15 protein-coding genes are annotated in these 15,708 nt (G+C 64.9%); all 15 read right to left on the reverse strand.

All coding sequences use genetic code 11. The features are described from left to right. Positions 1-62: 62 nt before the first annotated feature. The gene (locus NS365_RS04130; protein WP_058599011.1) at positions 63-5,201 is read right to left on the reverse strand and encodes a TIGR02594 family protein; all 5,139 of its coding nucleotides are present in this window, start codon (positions 5,199-5,201) and stop codon (positions 63-65) included. Between the two features lie 47 nt (positions 5,202-5,248). Continuing rightward, positions 5,249-5,605: a phage tail assembly chaperone gene (locus NS365_RS25295; RefSeq protein ID WP_430515410.1), complete on the reverse strand. Its 357-nt coding sequence runs from the start codon at positions 5,603-5,605 to the stop codon at positions 5,249-5,251. Further along, complete coding sequence (locus NS365_RS04140; protein ID WP_153003644.1) at positions 5,602-6,012, reverse strand: hypothetical protein; 411 nt, start codon at positions 6,010-6,012, stop codon at positions 5,602-5,604. The genes NS365_RS25295 and NS365_RS04140 overlap by 4 nt, the downstream gene beginning before the upstream one ends. A gap of 85 nt (positions 6,013-6,097) precedes the next feature. Beyond that, a complete protein-coding gene (locus tag NS365_RS04145; RefSeq protein WP_058599014.1) occupies positions 6,098-6,289 on the reverse strand; it encodes a hypothetical protein in 192 nt (63 codons plus the stop codon). After that, positions 6,286-7,215 carry a phage tail tube protein gene (locus tag NS365_RS04150; RefSeq protein WP_058599015.1) on the reverse strand — a complete coding sequence of 310 codons (930 nt, stop codon included), beginning with the start codon at positions 7,213-7,215 and terminating at the stop codon, positions 6,286-6,288. The genes NS365_RS04145 and NS365_RS04150 overlap by 4 nt, the downstream gene beginning before the upstream one ends. Before the next feature lie 28 nt (positions 7,216-7,243). After that, positions 7,244-7,654: a phage tail terminator-like protein gene (locus NS365_RS04155; RefSeq protein ID WP_058599016.1), complete on the reverse strand. Its 411-nt coding sequence runs from the start codon at positions 7,652-7,654 to the stop codon at positions 7,244-7,246. Beyond that, complete coding sequence (locus NS365_RS04160) at positions 7,654-8,355, reverse strand: hypothetical protein (RefSeq protein WP_058599017.1); 702 nt, start codon at positions 8,353-8,355, stop codon at positions 7,654-7,656. Before NS365_RS04160 ends, NS365_RS04155 begins: the two co-directional genes overlap by 1 nt. Then, positions 8,352-8,657: a hypothetical protein gene (locus NS365_RS04165; protein WP_058599018.1), complete on the reverse strand. Its 306-nt coding sequence runs from the start codon at positions 8,655-8,657 to the stop codon at positions 8,352-8,354. Before NS365_RS04165 ends, NS365_RS04160 begins: the two co-directional genes overlap by 4 nt. Positions 8,658-8,674: 17 nt before the next feature. Further along, complete coding sequence (locus NS365_RS04170) at positions 8,675-9,301, reverse strand: hypothetical protein (protein WP_058599019.1); 627 nt, start codon at positions 9,299-9,301, stop codon at positions 8,675-8,677. A gap of 2 nt (positions 9,302-9,303) precedes the next feature. Beyond that, entirely contained in the window at positions 9,304-9,627 is a 324-nt protein-coding gene (locus NS365_RS04175; protein ID WP_058599020.1) for a hypothetical protein, read from the reverse strand. Positions 9,628-9,692: 65 nt separating this feature from the next. Further along, positions 9,693-11,012, reverse strand: coding sequence for a phage major capsid protein (locus NS365_RS04180; protein ID WP_058599021.1), 1,320 nt, complete (start codon positions 11,010-11,012; stop codon positions 9,693-9,695). A gap of 18 nt (positions 11,013-11,030) precedes the next feature. Continuing rightward, entirely contained in the window at positions 11,031-11,876 is an 846-nt protein-coding gene (locus NS365_RS04185; RefSeq protein WP_058599022.1) for a head maturation protease, ClpP-related, read from the reverse strand. Between the two features lie 5 nt (positions 11,877-11,881). Continuing rightward, positions 11,882-13,180 (reverse strand): phage portal protein, encoded by a 1,299-nt coding sequence (locus NS365_RS04190; RefSeq protein WP_058599023.1) that lies wholly within the window; start codon positions 13,178-13,180, stop codon positions 11,882-11,884. Beyond that, positions 13,180-14,922, reverse strand: a complete 1,743-nt coding sequence (locus tag NS365_RS04195; protein ID WP_058599024.1) for a terminase large subunit — start codon at positions 14,920-14,922, stop codon at positions 13,180-13,182. Before NS365_RS04195 ends, NS365_RS04190 begins: the two co-directional genes overlap by 1 nt. A gap of 4 nt (positions 14,923-14,926) precedes the next feature. After that, the gene (locus tag NS365_RS04200; RefSeq protein WP_058599025.1) at positions 14,927-15,565 is read right to left on the reverse strand and encodes a P27 family phage terminase small subunit; all 639 of its coding nucleotides are present in this window, start codon (positions 15,563-15,565) and stop codon (positions 14,927-14,929) included. Positions 15,566-15,708: the final 143 nt, after the last annotated feature.

Here is a 15,708-nt window from a genome sequence, read left to right on the forward strand (position 1 = left end):
GCAAAGAAAAGGCCCCGCCGCAGGGGCGAGGCCGCAAGTCGTGTATCGTGAGGCGGGAACGGTCAGGCCGCTATAGTGGCGCGTCTTGCCGCCAGTCGGTCGGAGCTGGCACCCCGGCGGCGCTCGGCCTCCGAAGTCTCGCCGATCGTGGAGCGTGTTTCGTCGTCCGAGGCGACGATCGTCTCGGCCAGCTTGCGCACGTCGTCCGTGCCGGCGATCCGCCGCAGAGCCTCACGCATGGCGCGCAGCTCGGCGACGATCTCGCCATCGTCCGAGCCCGAACCTGTCGGAAGCACCGGCATGGCGGGCGTTGGTGCGGTGCGCAGGGCTTCCACCACCCTGACGCCGCCCCACCGGGAGATGTCGGATTGAGACCAGACGACTTCGCCGCGATGGACGATGCCGGCAGGATCATAGACCCCGCCCGCCCCGGTGTAGCCGCCGCGCGCAAAGCCCGCCTGTTTCCAGGCGGTCATGAAGTGAGGCGCGATCCCCGCGTTATAGTAGCCATACTCTTGGCTCCACGCGTTGAACGCTTCCTCGAACGTGCCGCCCTGCTTCAACCACACCGACGCGCCGTTGAAGCTGAAGGTTCGTCCGGCGAGGCCGTTGCGATACTCCATGGCCGGCGCGCTGGCGGCCGGGGCCGGTGCAGGCGTCGAGACGATGGCCGGCGTCGGCGCAGGCTGTGCCGCCGCCGGCAGGGCGACAGTTGGGTTGAGAGCCTGGACGTATTGCTGGAGCGAGATCACCTGTGCCGCGTCCCGAGCCGCTTGAGCGGCATTGAGCGCGGCGACGGCTTCCGTGACCGACTTGACGGAATTGTCGATCGCCAGCAACGCGCCGTACTGAGACTTGGCCATCTCCAGCTCGGACATCGCCGCCGTCTCCGTTCGGCCCAGCACCGCCTGGACCTCTGAAAAGTCCGCATAGTACGCCTCGGATGAAGCGTTGTAGCTCTTGGACTCATCAAGGTAGTTCCGGCCCAGCTCGATCAGCTTGGCCTGCGCCTCGGCATCACCCTTGGCCGCCCGCTCGGACGTCTCCCGAAACTTGGTCTGCACCTCCAGCAACCGCTCTTGCGGACCCAGCGTCGAGAGATTGCTGTCGAGGCGGATGCTGTCTCGAAAGGATCGGATGCTGTCCACGAAGGACGACACCCGATCGAACGCCGTGCGCAGGTTGCCTTGCGCCGTCGCTACCGCGTTTTCAAGCTGCGTCGTGGAGGTCCGCACCACGCCCGAGAGCTGAGGGAAGACCTTGACCAGCTCGCCGAGCGCGTCGGCCGAGAGATCGGCTCCGTCCACGATCGCCTGCGCCTGTTTCTGGAACAGGGTCGGCAACAGCGACGTGTCGGCCCCAAGACGGGCCGCATCCTCCTGCGTCGCGCGGAAGGTTTCGATGAGATCGCGGACCTTCGTCAGGTAGCTCTTGCCGTCGAGGTCTGCAACCTGATCGGCAATCCCCCGTTCGAAGTCGGATCGCATCTTACCCATGGCTACAGTGAGATCGTCCGCCACCACGCGGGCGACCTCCTCGCTGGTCAGACCGAGCTTGACCAGCTCCGTGCGAAGAGCGGACGCCCCCCCTTCCAGCGACTGGAGACCGGCCCCGATGCTGGTCAGTTGATCCGCGCCCCGCAGGACGGAGCGCAGTTGCGTTACGCCTGCCGCCCTCGCCCGCTCGACCTCGGCCGATCCTTCCCCGAACGACACCTTGGCGTCATCGGCGAAGGTGAGCATGGCCTTGGCCGCCTCGCGGATCGCATCCCGCGACTTAACCCAAGGGCCTTCCAGACCCTGCCCCGAAAGCAAGCTGCTTTCGGTCGATCCGAAACTGTCGCGGAAGGCCGCCTTGGTCCGCTCCTGGTAGGAGTAGCGGTCGAGGCCGGTTTGCCAGAACTCGGCCGAGGAGTTGCCCTTGCCGAATTTCCACGCCGCGCCGCCCACCTTCATGAAGCTGTCGAGGGCCTGATCGTCGGCGGCAAAGGCGTCACGCAGGCCGCTATTCGGCCCGACGCCATCCTTCATGCGCTTCTGATATTCGCGGTATTGCGGGAGCATTTCCTCCCACTTCGCGGCAGCTTGGCGATGCGCTTCCTCCCGTTGCTTGCGCTTGCCGAGAGCGCCACCCAGAAGGCCGAGAGCCGCGCCGGCAATTGCGCCGATCGGCCCGGCCACCCCCAGCGCGGAAGCTGCCTGGAAGCCGCCAAGTGCTCCGGAGACGCCGCCTAGGAGCGGATCGGCCCCCTGATAGCCCGAGGAGAAGATGCCGAGCCCCGCGCCGAGCCCACCCATGAGCTGTTGCCCGCGCGTGACCCCGACATGGTTGACGGTCTGGCCTTGGGCGTTCTGGTAATGAAAACCCGGAGCCATCTGTTGCGCGGCTTGCTGGATGCCGCGCGACGTACCTTGCTCGACAATCCGCTGTTGCTCGGCCTTGGAGAGGACCACCGAGCCCTGCGACTGCGTTCCGGTGCCGGTGCGATAGCCGACCACTTCCCGCGTCGAGTAGGTCGAGACCTTCGCGGAATTGCTTTGGTTGCCGCCGAAAATCTGGACCGTCCCGTCGCCGAACCCGGCGACGAAACCGACATGCCCGGTCGCGCCGCGAGACTGCGGACGCAACACCACGATGTCGCCGACCTTGGGCTGCGTTGTCGCCGTGCCCCAGCCCATGAAGGACGAGGCGGCGTTGGAGCCCGTGCCCTTGCCGCCTGCCTGGACGATCGCCGCATTGGCAAACGCGGCGCACCATGCCGTGTCCTTGGCTGACAGCCCGCTCCAGTTGCCGGACGCCCGCATGAAGCCGTCCAGCACCTTGCTATCGGCGCGCTCGTTGAGCCCTTGGAACTGCCGAGCGACGTCGAGCGCCGATCGCGAGGTCTTGGCGAGATTGTCGTTCAAGGCGGCGAGCGGGGCTGACGTGACAGCACCGACGCGAACCCCACCACCGGAGACGACGGGCGCAGAGCCGACAGGCCCGATCCCGGCCGCCGCCTTGTCCTGCGGCAGGCCGAAGAGCGAACCGAACAGATTTTTGGCTCCGGCCGAAGCGAGCTGCGAGCCGATCCCCGCGAACCCGCGCATCACCGACGCGAAGAAGCTTTCGCCGTCCCGCGTAGCCGAGGAAAAGATGTCCGCGAACACGTCGCCGACATTCTCGATAAAAGCTTGGCCGATTTCCTTCGCCGCCGCCTTGCCGCCCGTGCGAAGCCGCTCGGCGGCCTCCTGCGCATCCACGAAACCCTTGTCGATCTGGAGCTGCAAGGCCGTGCGCTGGAGATCGCTCAAGCCGTTGGCCGTGTTCGACACCATGGCTTGCAGCCGCTCGGCCTCCTGCGCGGCCTTTTCCAGCGGGAAGAATTGGCCGATCGCCGCATCCGCCTCGCGCCGAGCCGCCAGATTGTCGGTCATGCGCGCGATCGCCGCGCTCACCTCGCCAATCTTGCGCAGCTCTTCGTCCGACACGACGCCTTGAGCGCCCGCCGCTGCCTTGGCCGCCGCCAAGGCTTCGACTTGGAAGCGATAGCCCGCCGCCGCCCCTTCCGACATGCCGAGGGTTTCGGCTTCGGTCTGGAGACCGCGCACCGTGGCGTCCATCCCGGCAAGGCGCGCGCGCGTGGCATCCAGCGCGGCCTTGGCTTGCGCTTGCGCCTTTTTCGCCGCCTCATCGGCTTTCTTGGCGGCCTCTTCCGCCGTCTTGAACGCCGACTGATCTTTGACGCCGGCAATCGCTTCCTGTTGCGCCTTATCATAGGCCGCGATGGCGTCGGCATTGCCTTTGACGCTCGCCCGCAGCCCGTCATACTTGGCGACGACCTCGGCAATGGCTGTCGCCTCTTCGCCGAGCCCGATCGCCGCGCGCTTGGCTTGCTCTTCGCGAACCGCAGCGTTGGCCGTGTCCGTGATCGGCTGCATCGCGCGCTGTTTCTGATAGAGCGCTACCATCTCGTCGCCGGCAGCTTGCCCGCTCTTGGAGGCGTCCGCGAAAAGATCATTGATCCGCTCGGCCTGCGTTCGGAGATCCGGCACCATCCCGAGAAGGCCCGTCATGGCCGTCCCGTAAGCTTTCTTCATCTCCATCGCGCGGACGGCACTGTCACTCATGAGGTCGTTGACGCCCCGGAGCTTTTCTTCCAACGGGATATAGGTTTGCGTCCATTCCCGAATGGCCTTCGACAGGGCCTGAGCCTCTTTTGTTGCGCCACCCGTTTCGAATTGAGCTAGATCGGCCTCAAGCTTTGCGAATGGCGGAATGCCATCTTTCGCTTCGGCGTTGAACGCCCTGACGGCCTTTCGAATTCCTTCGAATTGCTCTTGAACCACACGGTATCTGAGGCTCGGGCCGCCGAAGATGCTATACATCTTCTGGCTGGCCTCTTTCCGAACGCGCTCCAAGTCTTCCTTATAATTGTCGTTCGCACTCATCCGAACGGCCTGCGGCGAGCGCCGAGCATAATCCTCGGCCGCATCCCCCGCGACACCATAGGCGTCCCGCAGCTTGCGAACAGCCTCTTCCTGCCGCTTGATCACGTCTTCGATCGGCTTCACGTCACGCTTGATCACGAGCGCGAAGGCCGTCGCCGCCACGGCGACACCGCCGAGCGCCAAGCCCGCCGGCCCAAGCCCGCGCATGAAACCCATGACAGCCGAGCCGATCGCGGCGAGCGATCCACGAACACCGCCCGGCCCGTCGCCGAGCGCCTGGAGCACCTGCCCCGCCTGCGTCGCCATCACCTGAAACGGAGACGATCCGCTGGCGAGCATCGTCGTCACGTCATTGAGCTGATAGCCGAGGTTCTGGACCTGACCGCCCGTCAGGCGCACCTGGTTGCCGGCGTTTCGGGCATTGTCGTTCGTCACGCCGAAGCGCTGTCCCAGCAACTCCATACGGTGCGCATAGGTCTGGGCATCGATCACGCCCTGTTCGAGCCCGCGATTGAGGATGGACACGCCGCGCGAATAATCCTGCGTCCGTCGATAGCCGTCATCGAGCGTGCGCGCCAACCGCTCATTGGCCTTCGCGGCGGCGGCGATCGTGCGCGTCGAGCGATCCGTGATGTTTTCGGTCTCGCGGGTGCTGCGCCCCAGGTCGTCTTGCGCGTTCGTGACATCGTTGAGATCGCGAACGAGATCATCCAGCCCCTCCGAGGAACCTTCGATCCTGATTTCGTCGATCGCCGTTCCCGCAGTCGCCATGACGCCCTCCCTCGCAACACAAAAAAGGGCGCGGGTTCAACCGCGCCCTATCTTCGACCTTTGCGGGCCGCCCTGTCCCGCTCCTGTTCGGCCGCGAGATCGTCCAGCAAGGCCCGATCCATCTCGCCGATCAGCCGGCGCAATCGCTCGAACTCATCGACGCAGGCGATTGCGTAGCGCCGCGCGAAACGATCGATGGCCGAGAACGGGATGGGGGCTAGGCCCATGCCGCTGGGCCGGTCGGTGGAGACGATCTGGAAGGCGTTCCAGATATAGACGAGATGATCCGCCAGCTCGGGGCGATCCCGAAGCGCCGGCGGCGTCTTCCCATCCTCACGCTCGACACGCTCCAGAAAGTCGAGCTTGTCCGCCCACTTACGGCTCCAGCGGAGATATTCGATCAGTTTCCCGCGTCGGCCTTCTCGGCTTCCGCGTTAAGATCATCGACCTCACCAGCCGCCCAAGCGACGGCCTGACGGAAGCGGAGGTAGCGCGGTTCGGTGCAGAGCCGGAACGCGAGCGCCTTGTCATAAGGCCTCATCTCGCCGCCCACCTTCACACCCTCCCAATCCAGAAGCACAGTGGCGTGAAGCGTCGTGCCGATGATGCGATCCATCTCGACGGGATCGATGCGCCCGCCCTCGCGCTTGCTGCGCGGCACAGCCGCCGTCAGGCGTTGCATCATGCGCTGGAAATCCGGGTTCGTCTGGCCGCGCACCTTGAGGCGCAGCTCGCCCATTTCGGGGATGCCATCCACCCACGCACCCTGTTCGATGGCGGCGCGGTCGGAAACGATAGCTTCGATGTCCATGATCATAGTCCTTGGATTGTCGGGATGGGTGGCCGTGGCGTCCCGACGAGCACCACGGCCGATCCGCTCGCGCGGACGTACCGGCCTATGCGGCCGGATCGGGATCGGGATTGGCCTTGCTGCCGCCAGCGGACTTGCCGGCCTCTTCGGCAAGGCCCTTGCCGATGATCAAATCGGCGAAGGTGTTAGCCAGATCGGGCGTGTCGCCCGCCGCGAAGTCGCGTCGCTGGCCGTTCGGATAGGCGTGGAAGCCTTCGAGAATCAGGACCGTCTTCAAGCGATGGCCCTTTCCAGCATGACCGAGCAGGCCGTCACGGGATCGAACACGGCTTGCACTTGAAGCGAGATCATCACGTCCGCATCGTTGCCGCCCTTCTGAGGCGGCCCGTTGCCGAAAATCAGCTTCGGCAGGGTGAAGCGGTACTTCTCACCGGACGCGATCCCGATCTCGAACGACAGACTTCCCGAGCCGTGATCCAGAACCTTCTGATAAAGGGCGTTCGAACTGAAATAGAGTTCGACGGTGCCCGAGACCTCACACCGCCCCGCCCCGAACTCTTCCGAGAACTTGGAGCCGACGACTGGCCGAGTGCGCAGATTGTTGGCGATCTGGAGGCTGATCGAGCGGACCTTCGCGCCCGCATCCAGCCCCGTCACCTGGAAGTTGGCGATATTGGCGGACGCCGTGAGGATCGGCGTCGTGGCCGGATCGGCATAGGTCGCGCCAGTCACCGGCGCATTGTCCAGCGCTTCCTTCTGCCCCATGAGCGAGAAGGTGCCAGTGACCTCGGCGCGGGCGCTGATCGACAGCGACAGAGAATTGACCATGACGCCCGTGAAGCGGGAATAGGCGTCCGTCACGCCGAGTTCGATCGTCTCCTCGAATGTGAAGCTCTTGCGAACCTTCCCGTTCTTGAGCTTGTTCGCTGACCAATCTCCGAAGAGAGCCGCCGCAAAGATGTCATCGAAACTGCCATAGGTAAGCTCGAACGGCAGATCGCCCGTCACGTCCTGACCCGTCTCGAACACACCCGAGACATTGCGATCCGGGCGGCGCTCGTTGGACACGCCCGTCGTCTTGTTCGTAGACAGGCCACCCCCGGTCAACCGGAGCTGTTTGAAGCTCGGCGTGGCGGGTGTAACGCCGTACGCGGCTTCGGGCACATAGGCGACCCGCACCTCGCTACTATCAGCGAATGCCATGGTATTCTCCTCGCGATGTTAGGGAGCGTCAGCCGACGTAATCGAACCGATACGGCACGGCGAAACTGAGTTGGAAATAGTTGCCGGTCTCGTTCCGATCGTCTGTCGGCGGCGAGTTCGGCGTCTGGATACGCAGGTGGCCGAAGGTCTTTCCGCGCAGAAGGTCGGCGAGCCGATCGGCCCACTGGCGACCGCGATCGACGCCCTCGCCGCGCGGCACATTGACCGAGATCAGAAAGCCCCCGGTCTCGCGATGCGTGTTCGCGCCGGGCGTCCCGAACGTCAGGCGCTCAGATGTCGAGTAAGGGTACTGGACCATCACGAACGGAGAACCGTTCTTGGGCGTCTCGAACCCGGTGTTTTCCTCAACGATCGGGCATTCGGTCCAGTTCGCGGCCAGAAACGTCCGAACGGCCAAGACGACTTCGAACCGGGCCATCAGTAAAGCTTCACGGTAATGGCGGGGCGGCTCAGCCCCGTGTCAGGGTCGAAGTTCTTGACCGAATAGCTGATCGAGGCGACATCGCCGTAGCGCTCGCGCGCCATGGCCGCAACGACGGCATAGACACCCTCTGGCGCCTGATCGGATTGGCCGACATCGGTCTTCGTCCGCTTGCGCCAATTGCGCCGACCGCCGCGCATCTTCCGACTACCGCGCACCGTGTTCCCCGCCGCGTCTTGAACCTCAGAGATGACCCGCTTTCGCGGCTCCATCTTGCGGGCATAGGGCTGGCGGTTCGAGAATTTGAACACCTTGCCCTTGGGCATAGGGCCGATACCATCCCATTCCATGCCGTCGATCTCCAGCACATGAGATCGCGCATAGGCCCCGGTCAGCACCGGAGACGCCTTCACGAGCTGTTCGCCGATCCACTCCAGAACGTCGCGCCCGAGGTCGAAATTGGCGATGATGACGCCATTCGGCTTGACGCTGGAAAGCGGCGCATCCTCGCGCCCGTCCACCGTCACGCGATGGGTGACGGCTCGGCCGAGCAAGGCCCGGTTATGGGCGGACGCCTCTTCGATCGCCCGCTCGGCACGATCGGCCAGCATCTTGGCCCTTGCCTGCGGCGAGAGAGACCGATCTTGGATCGCCTGAATTTGGCGACGGATCGACGTGATACGACCTTTGATCTTCATCCGATTGCCGTGAGTTCGTAGGCGATGACAGTCCCGTCCACGCATCGCTTGTCCGCGTCGCAGACTTCGACCGTCAGGATGTCGCCGTTCGCCATGACAGCCTTGTCGCCCCGGCGCAGGGGCGAAGCGAATGTGATGTCCTCGGCCAGGACAATCATCCGGCGCACGAGCTGATCGAGCCCGCCGACCAGTTCATCCGGCGGCAGACCTTCGACCCGCGCCCGAGCCGGACAATCTGCCTCGCCCACGCGCTTAAACGTGACCGTCGCGCGCGGCATAAGCTGGCGGTAGGTCTGGAGCATCCTCAGAGCTTTCGGCGTCATGAGAACACCCGAAGCGGCTTCATCAGATTGGCCGTGGCGGCTTCGATCGCCTTGCCCGCCGCCTCCGAGACCGTCCAAGTCTGATCGCCGACGCCATCGACCTTTTCGGATCGAAGGAAGAGGTTCTGACCGGCCAAGGATTTGAGATGCTGCGCGGCGAGGATCACCGCCGCCACCGCGCTTGCGGGCGGATCGGGAACGAACGCGCCGCCATCGCGCTTGGCGAACCCCGCCCGCCAGCGAATGCGGACGACGCCCTCGCCCGTCGCCGTTGCCGGCCATCCGCCGATAGGCGCGACGATCCCCGACCGCGAGACCTCCAAGCCCGAAACGCTGATCGCCACCCAAGCGCCGGCAGCGTTTCGATAGCTGACGGCGATGGGTTCGAGCACCGGACCATAGGGCAACCGGATCACCTCGCCTGCCCCGCAGCCGAACCCGTCCGTTTCCCATTCCAGCACCTGAATTCCGAGGGCGAGCCCCCAAGGTCCGGTCGGGCCGTCGATCGCGGCTTGCGCCGCCGCGATCATGGCCGTCACGAACGGGTCGCTCGCGCCGTGAACGCCGGGAATGTCCGCCGCCGTCACAAGCGGCCGGGGCGGCTCTATGACGGCGACGGCCATCCTTAAGCCTCCGGTGCCGCCGCGAGACCGGCCTTGATAGCCGCCTGCACTTCGGCCTTTTTCGTGGCCTCGCCGAGATCGATCCCCTTCGTGGCCGCGAAGTCGCGCAGCTCGGGCACCGACATGCCGTCGAGATCGATGGCCGAGGCATTCGGAGCCCCGGAACCGCTGGCCGCCGGCAGAGAAGCCGAGCCGCCGTCTTTCTCGACCAGCCCGTTTTCCTTCAACTTGTCGAAGGTCTCTGGCTCCACATCGATCGTGTCGCCAGCGCGGACGCTTTCCGCGCCGTGCTGGAAGCCCCAGAGGGCGCGCGCTTTCACGCTCATGGTCCTGTCTCCAGTGATGTCAGAAGGGCAAAAGGGGCGGCGCGAACGCCGCCCGCTGGTCAGGATCAGGCCGAGAAGCGGCCCTTGATCAGGGCGGCCGGGCGCTTCACAGCGAGAGCCAGGCGCTTTTCGGCGCGCACCGTCAGCATGTTCTTGACGAAGTTGTCGCGATCCTCGGACGAGATCAGGACTTCCACGTCCATGCGATCGTAGATTTTCGCCGCCGAACGGAAGGCACCGACCAGGAAGTTATCCTCGTCCTGCGCCTGCGTGGAGATCACCGGGCGACCCCAGAGCTGCGGCCCGGCGAGCTGGACGATGTTGGCGAAGATGTAGTTTCCGCCGGCATCCTTGGTCAGTTCGATGCGAGCCCAATCGGTCGGATGCAGCACGATGCCGTCAGCCGGAAACTCCGTCAGCGATGCCTGAAGCAGCGCCAAACGGATCGTGTCGATCATCGTTTTGCTGGACGGGGTGAAGGCCGCCGCATAGGCCGTCGCCTGCGTCATCAGGCCGTTGAGATTTTCGCCGACGCCCGAGCCCTTGAGGATTTGGGCCTCTTCCGCAAAGTCGAGACCATAGCGCAACTCGCCGTCGATCTCGCCCTGAAGCTGCGGAATGTCGTCCATCGCCTGACGCGATACGGGAATCCAATGCGCGATCGTGCGCACCGCTGCCTCCGACAGACGCCATTCGTAATTCGACTCGGGCTTGAGCGCCCCTTCGGCGACCGGAGCCGCCGCGTTCGTGCGAGCCGTCTGCTTGGCGTACTGGACGAGGTTCGAGGCGGTGGAGCCTTGATCGAGAAGCTGGCGGATCGTCATCTGCCGGCGCGGGATGCCGAGAACTTCGGCCTCGCGCTCGGGAACGATCAAGGTGCCGGCGCTGGTGCTCGCCGACGTGATCGCGTTCTGGACTTCGACCTTCACCGTTCCGCGCGCGCCGCCCGCAGCGAACTGCTTGACGGCATCGGACGCGCCGACCTGTTCGCCGAGCGACTTGGGAGCCTCGCGCCCGCCAGCGCCGCCGAACCGGCTGGACAGCCGCTGTTCGAGATCGAGATTGCGATCGGCCAGCTCGCTCAGACGGTTTTCGAGCTTGTTATGAGCGTCCTTCAACGCACCCTGCGCCGTCAGGAGCTGATCGGCTTTCTGGGCAACTTCGGCCGTCACCTTGCCGGCGTCGGCGCTCTGCTTGAGGGCGTTTTCAGCCGTCTTTTTCACGTCGTCGCCGACGCGGGTCAGCTCGCTCTTCACGTCCTTCAGGAGCTGTTCGAGCTTGCCGGCGTCCATCGCGTCATTGCGCACGTCCGACAGAGCCGCCGCAGGACGAGACATGGCAAGAAGGGCCGCGAGCGGAGCCAGCGGCATCGTTTTGGTCAACATGGGAGTGTCCCCTTGGGATCAGATGGATTTCAGGCTGGCGAGGAGGTCGGAAACCTCGGCGATCACGGCAGCGTCTTGCGTGCCGGTTGCGGCAGCGTCGCGCGTGCCGCCTTTCAGCGCCTGGACGATCTCCCGGCGCTCCGAGCGCGGGACATTGAGCTGGGCGAGAAGGGTATCGAGCTTGTGAGCCGCCACGGTGGAGCGGCCCTCGGCCGAGTTGCGGGCGCGGTTTTCAACCGCATCCGCCGAGAGAAGGCTATCGGCGAAGCCCTTGGACACGGCATCATTGCCGCCGATCCACGCTTCGCGATCCAGCATCTTCGCCAGTTCCTTGGCGTCCATGCCGGTGCGAGCGGCGTAGATGTCCACGGCCGCCGCGTCGAAGGGCTCCAGCCAGTCCGCCACGTCGCGAAGGGCATGGCGATCCCCGGAGGCGACGATCCAGGTGTTGTGGATCATCAGAAAGCCGGATCGGGCAATCTGGATTTCGTCGCCGGCCATGGCGATCACGGACGCCGCCGAAGCCGCGATCCCGAGCACCTTCACCGTCACATGCGCCGGATGCTCGCGCAGGGCATTGTAGATCGCGAGCCCTTCGAAGAACGATCCGCCCGGCGAGTTGATATTGACCACCACGTCGCGCTTGCCGATCGCGCGAAGCGCAGCCGAGACGCGCTTCGCCGTGACGCCTTCGCCGTACCAGTCCGCCCCGATCACATCGAGCACGGAAATGGTGTTGTCAGCCTCGCCGTCGCTGGCGGCTTGCACATCAGGGTTCCAACGCTCCAGTGCGGCCGGGGTCGTTTCCGTGCGCATACCGGGACGCGCCACGATCGTGGCGGCGGGAAGTGTTCGCTTGCTCATGATCGTCAGTTCCCAGAAAGGCCGAGCCAGGAGGCCAGAGCGTTGCGCGCAGCGGACGCATCGCCGCCGATCGCGCCGAGCTGGTCGAGCGGCGCGAGATTGGTCTGCGCGGTCAGGACGCCCGCGCCTTCCCGGCGCGGAAGATTGAGCTTGGCACGGCCTTCGTTGCGATCCATCAGGCCGTTCTGCGTCATCTGCGACAGGAAGGCGGCCTTGGCCGTGCTGTCCATCTGGAGCAGCCCTTCGCGGTTGAATTCGCAGTAGAGCCGACGCTTTTCGCCAGGGGGAACGAGGTCTTTGACGATCCGCGCTTCGATCCGCCGGCAAATCGGATTGATGCCGAGCGCCAGCCAAGCCAGGAGGATTTGCTCGACACCCGAGCCCCACATGGTCTGCCCTTCGGCCGCGTGGCCGATGATGATGGGCGGCATCCCGAACCACCGGCACATCTCTTCGATGTGAAAGCGCCGGGTTTCCAGCATCTGGGCGTCTTCCGGGTTCAGCGTCATCTGCTGATACTTGAGCCCGGCTTCGAGGATCATCAGTTTGCCGGCATTGGTCGAGCCGGCATAGGCCAGCATCGACTTGCGCAGGTTTTCGCGCTGTTCCGCCTTCAAGAGCTGGTCGGACGACAGGACGCCGCTGACACTCAAGCCGTTGCCGAAAATCTTGCCCGCCGCCTCATCTGTCGCCATGGCCGCGCCGAAGGTTTCGGCACCGTTGGCGATGGCCGAGAGGCCGAGGTCGCCACCGAAGCCGAACCCCTTGATGTGGAACACCTTGGAACGCGGCATGTCCTCGCTCTTGCCGCGATCCGTGACGCGATAGACCAACTCGCCGTCAGGCTGGCGAACCGGACGACAATGGGTGCTGGCGAGCGGCTGGAGCGACGACAGGCGCTTTCCGAACTCGACTTTCTCCGCGTAGGAATTGCCGGTCGAGATCAGCCAAGCCACCGTCGCCTCCCAAAACTCCAGCGAGGTCTGATCGGCGTTCGGGCTGACTTCCAGCACTTCGGCGAGCGGGTGATCGTCCACCGCCGTTCGCCCGCCATCCGCCTCGCGCCGAAAAGTGCCGAGCGGCAGAGCCGACACGGCTTGCGCCGTCAGGCGAATGCAGGCCCAGACCGTGGCGAGTTGCATCGCAGCGTTGAGCGTCACCGACTTGCCGGCATGGCTCTTGCGCCCGATCGCCGCCGCCAGCGCGCCGGCATCGGCGAGCCCGCTCCGCTCATCTTTCGACCCGATCGGCGTGATCGCATTCGACGGCGCGGCCTTCGCCTGCCGCTCCCGTTTCTTGCCCATCAAATCACCATCACAGGGTTGGAGGTGAAGCCGTCGAGATCGCCGGCCTCGGTTGCGTTGACGGCGAGCGCCGTCGCCATGACGGCGGCAACGATGCCGTCGATCTTGTCCGCGCTGGCCTTTTTGGCCGGCACATAGTTCAGGTTTTCATCGAACCGGACGCGGCAATGGCTTGCCATCCAGGCGAGCACCGGGTGCCCCCCGTGATCGAGCTGGCTGGCGAACACCAGCCGCTCGAAACGCTTCGTGCCCTCGCCAAGCGTGGCGTGGCCCTGCCGTTGCTCGTGGCAGATGTCGATCGGGAAACCGCCCTTCTCCAGATCGCTTATCAGCTTCACCGCGTTCCACGGGTCGAAGCCCTGCCCCAACAGCTCGAACTCTCGACCACCTTCGATGATGGCTTCCTTGACGAAATCCTGATCGACACTGTTGCCCGGCGTCGTCAGGAGAGCGCCTTCGCGAACCCAGCCGAGCCAGTCCACACGCCGATCCTGTTCAGCGCGCTCTTTCAGGGTCTCTTCCGGCACCCAGAAGAGCGGCAGGAGCGTCCACCGATCGTCCTCGTCCTCGGGCTCGAACAGCCAGACTTGCGCCGTGATGTCGCGCGTTGCCGACACGTCGCAGGCACCCCAAGCGCGCCGGCCCCGCATCCGCTGGCGAAGCGCTCGCCAGCCGTTCGGCTCGACAGCGCACCGCTTCCATTGCGACTTCGGAAGCCAGCCGCCGACCTGATCGACCCAACGGTTCAGGTGATAGCACTGGAAGATGGCTTCCTTGACCGGGCTTCCCTTGGCGTTCTTGAACTCTGTCCGCAGATAATCGAGCGTCGGGGTCAGGCCCAGCGAAGGGTTGGCCTTTCGCCAGACCTTTTCGTCCGTCCAATCGTCCTCTTCGCCAATTGCGAAGTGAACGACCAGCGTCCGGGGATCGTCCTTCGCCCCGGACATGATCTCCAGGCTTTCCTGATACCACTCCCAGCCGACGCGGCCCGACTTGCGGCCCGCCGTCGAGGCGTAGAGTTCGATCGGCTGGAGCCGGGCACCCGTTCCCTGTCGCAGCGTGTCCGCCAGTTCGCGGGTGATCCATTCGTGGATTTCGTCGCCCAGGATCACAGTCGGCGAGCGCCCGTGCTTCCCGTCCGGCTTTCCGGTCAAAAGATGGAGCGTGGAGCCGGTCTCGCGCAGGAAGATGGACTTTTTCATGAGGATGATCCGCACGTTTCCGTGCCGGTCCTCGCGAAGCCCCACCCCTTCCGAAATGATCGCCGCCATTTTCTCGAAGGGCACACGACCCTGATCTTCATTGCGGCCGAACACGTATCCTTCCGCGCCCGGCAGCTTCTCCAAGCAGAAGAACAGGACACCGAGCGCCGCCAGGAACTCCGACTTGCCGTTCTTACGCGGTATCCAGAGGTCTAGCCGTCGATAAACGCGAACGTCCGCCGTGGTCTGGAGATGCGTTGCCGGATCGATGATCTCGATCGACATTTTCCAGCCGACCAAGAGGCGCACCGTGATCTCCTGCCAGAGCAGGAGCTTGAACGGGACGCCCCGGAAACGGTCGTTCGTCAGTCGAAAGATACGGGGCCAAGCGGCGACGATCTTGTCCGCCTTGCCCGCATCGAACCATGCACCCTCAATGGCCGAGGCGCGCCGCCACGCCAGCACCGCCCATTCATAGGCGGGATCGTCGGCGACGGGCTCTAGCCAAGAGGGCAGCGCCGCCGCGATCGTGTTCGTCATGGCGTCACTGCATCGTCGGCGGGGACCGCGTGTCCGCGCTGTTCATAAGGTCCAAAGGATCGCTCCCCGTATCAGCCTCGGCAGGCACTGCGCTGGAAGCCTCGGGAGCCGGTGCCGATCGCGCAAACAAGTCGGGTTGCTGCGAGCGGTTGAAGCTTTCGACGCGGGTCAGGGCGCTATCGGAGCGAGGATTGAAGCCGAAATCATCCTCAATCGCGCGCAGGATCGGCTCGGCTTCACGCATGATCTTGACCGCAGGATGCTGGCCGACGCGCTCCTCGCCGCCGACCGGCGTCCATTTGTAGGTGCTGCCGCCTTTCGGGCAGTCCCGGCGCAGTTCTTCGGCCGCGTCCTCGTACATCTGCGACCACATGCAATAACGTGTCAGCGCCGCGCGATAGCCAGGCCGACGACGCCCGGAGGTCCGAAGCGTCTCCGTCAGCGATTTCCAGAGGTCGGTTGCGCGCCGGTAGTAAGCCGGGGCCTTTCTGAATAGAGCCGGCACCGCGAACGGATCGGCGTCCGTCGCCTCATGCTCGGCGCGTTCAGCTTGGGCCTTGATGGCCCGATCCGTCATTCCCTTGCGCTTGCCGGGATAGCCTTTGGCCGCCTGCAAGGCGGGATCGTCCTTGCGTCGTCCCATGCTTCACCCTTTCGCGCGGCCAACCCGACCCCACGTCCCAAAAGAAAAAGTTTCGCCAGCGCGAATTTCGCGCAGAAAAAGAGCGAGTTAACCTGCCGGTCCCGCCCCTTAGGCGGGCCAGTTTCGCCCCCCCCTCCCCCTCG

The sequence above is a fragment of the Aureimonas ureilytica genome, from assembly GCF_001475935.1.
In the GTDB taxonomy this organism is placed as follows: domain Bacteria; phylum Pseudomonadota; class Alphaproteobacteria; order Rhizobiales; family Rhizobiaceae; genus Aureimonas; species Aureimonas ureilytica_A.

Bases quoted from the DNA above. Each gene is read 5' to 3' on its own strand.
- NS365_RS04185 (WP_058599022.1), bottom strand. From the start codon at position 11,876: ATGAGCAAGCGAACACTTCCCGCCGCCACGATCGTGGCGCGTCCCGGT.
- NS365_RS04195 (WP_058599024.1), bottom strand. From the start codon at position 14,922: ATGACGAACACGATCGCGGCGGCGCTGCCCTCTTGGCTAGAGCCCGTC.
- NS365_RS04180 (WP_058599021.1), bottom strand. From the start codon at position 11,012: ATGTTGACCAAAACGATGCCGCTGGCTCCGCTCGCGGCCCTTCTTGCC.
- NS365_RS04165 (WP_058599018.1), bottom strand. From the start codon at position 8,657: ATGCTCCAGACCTACCGCCAGCTTATGCCGCGCGCGACGGTCACGTTT.
- NS365_RS04190 (WP_058599023.1), bottom strand. From the start codon at position 13,180: ATGGGCAAGAAACGGGAGCGGCAGGCGAAGGCCGCGCCGTCGAATGCG.
- NS365_RS04160 (WP_058599017.1), bottom strand. From the start codon at position 8,355: ATGAAGATCAAAGGTCGTATCACGTCGATCCGTCGCCAAATTCAGGCG.
- NS365_RS04130 (WP_058599011.1), bottom strand. From the start codon at position 5,201: ATGGCGACTGCGGGAACGGCGATCGACGAAATCAGGATCGAAGGTTCC.
- NS365_RS04200 (WP_058599025.1), bottom strand. From the start codon at position 15,565: ATGGGACGACGCAAGGACGATCCCGCCTTGCAGGCGGCCAAAGGCTAT.
- NS365_RS04155 (WP_058599016.1), bottom strand. From the start codon at position 7,654: ATGGCCCGGTTCGAAGTCGTCTTGGCCGTTCGGACGTTTCTGGCCGCG.
- NS365_RS04150 (WP_058599015.1), bottom strand. From the start codon at position 7,215: ATGGCATTCGCTGATAGTAGCGAGGTGCGGGTCGCCTATGTGCCCGAA.
- NS365_RS04170 (WP_058599019.1), bottom strand. From the start codon at position 9,301: ATGGCCGTCGCCGTCATAGAGCCGCCCCGGCCGCTTGTGACGGCGGCG.
- NS365_RS04175 (WP_058599020.1), bottom strand. From the start codon at position 9,627: ATGAGCGTGAAAGCGCGCGCCCTCTGGGGCTTCCAGCACGGCGCGGAA.
- NS365_RS04140 (WP_153003644.1), bottom strand. From the start codon at position 6,012: ATGGACATCGAAGCTATCGTTTCCGACCGCGCCGCCATCGAACAGGGT.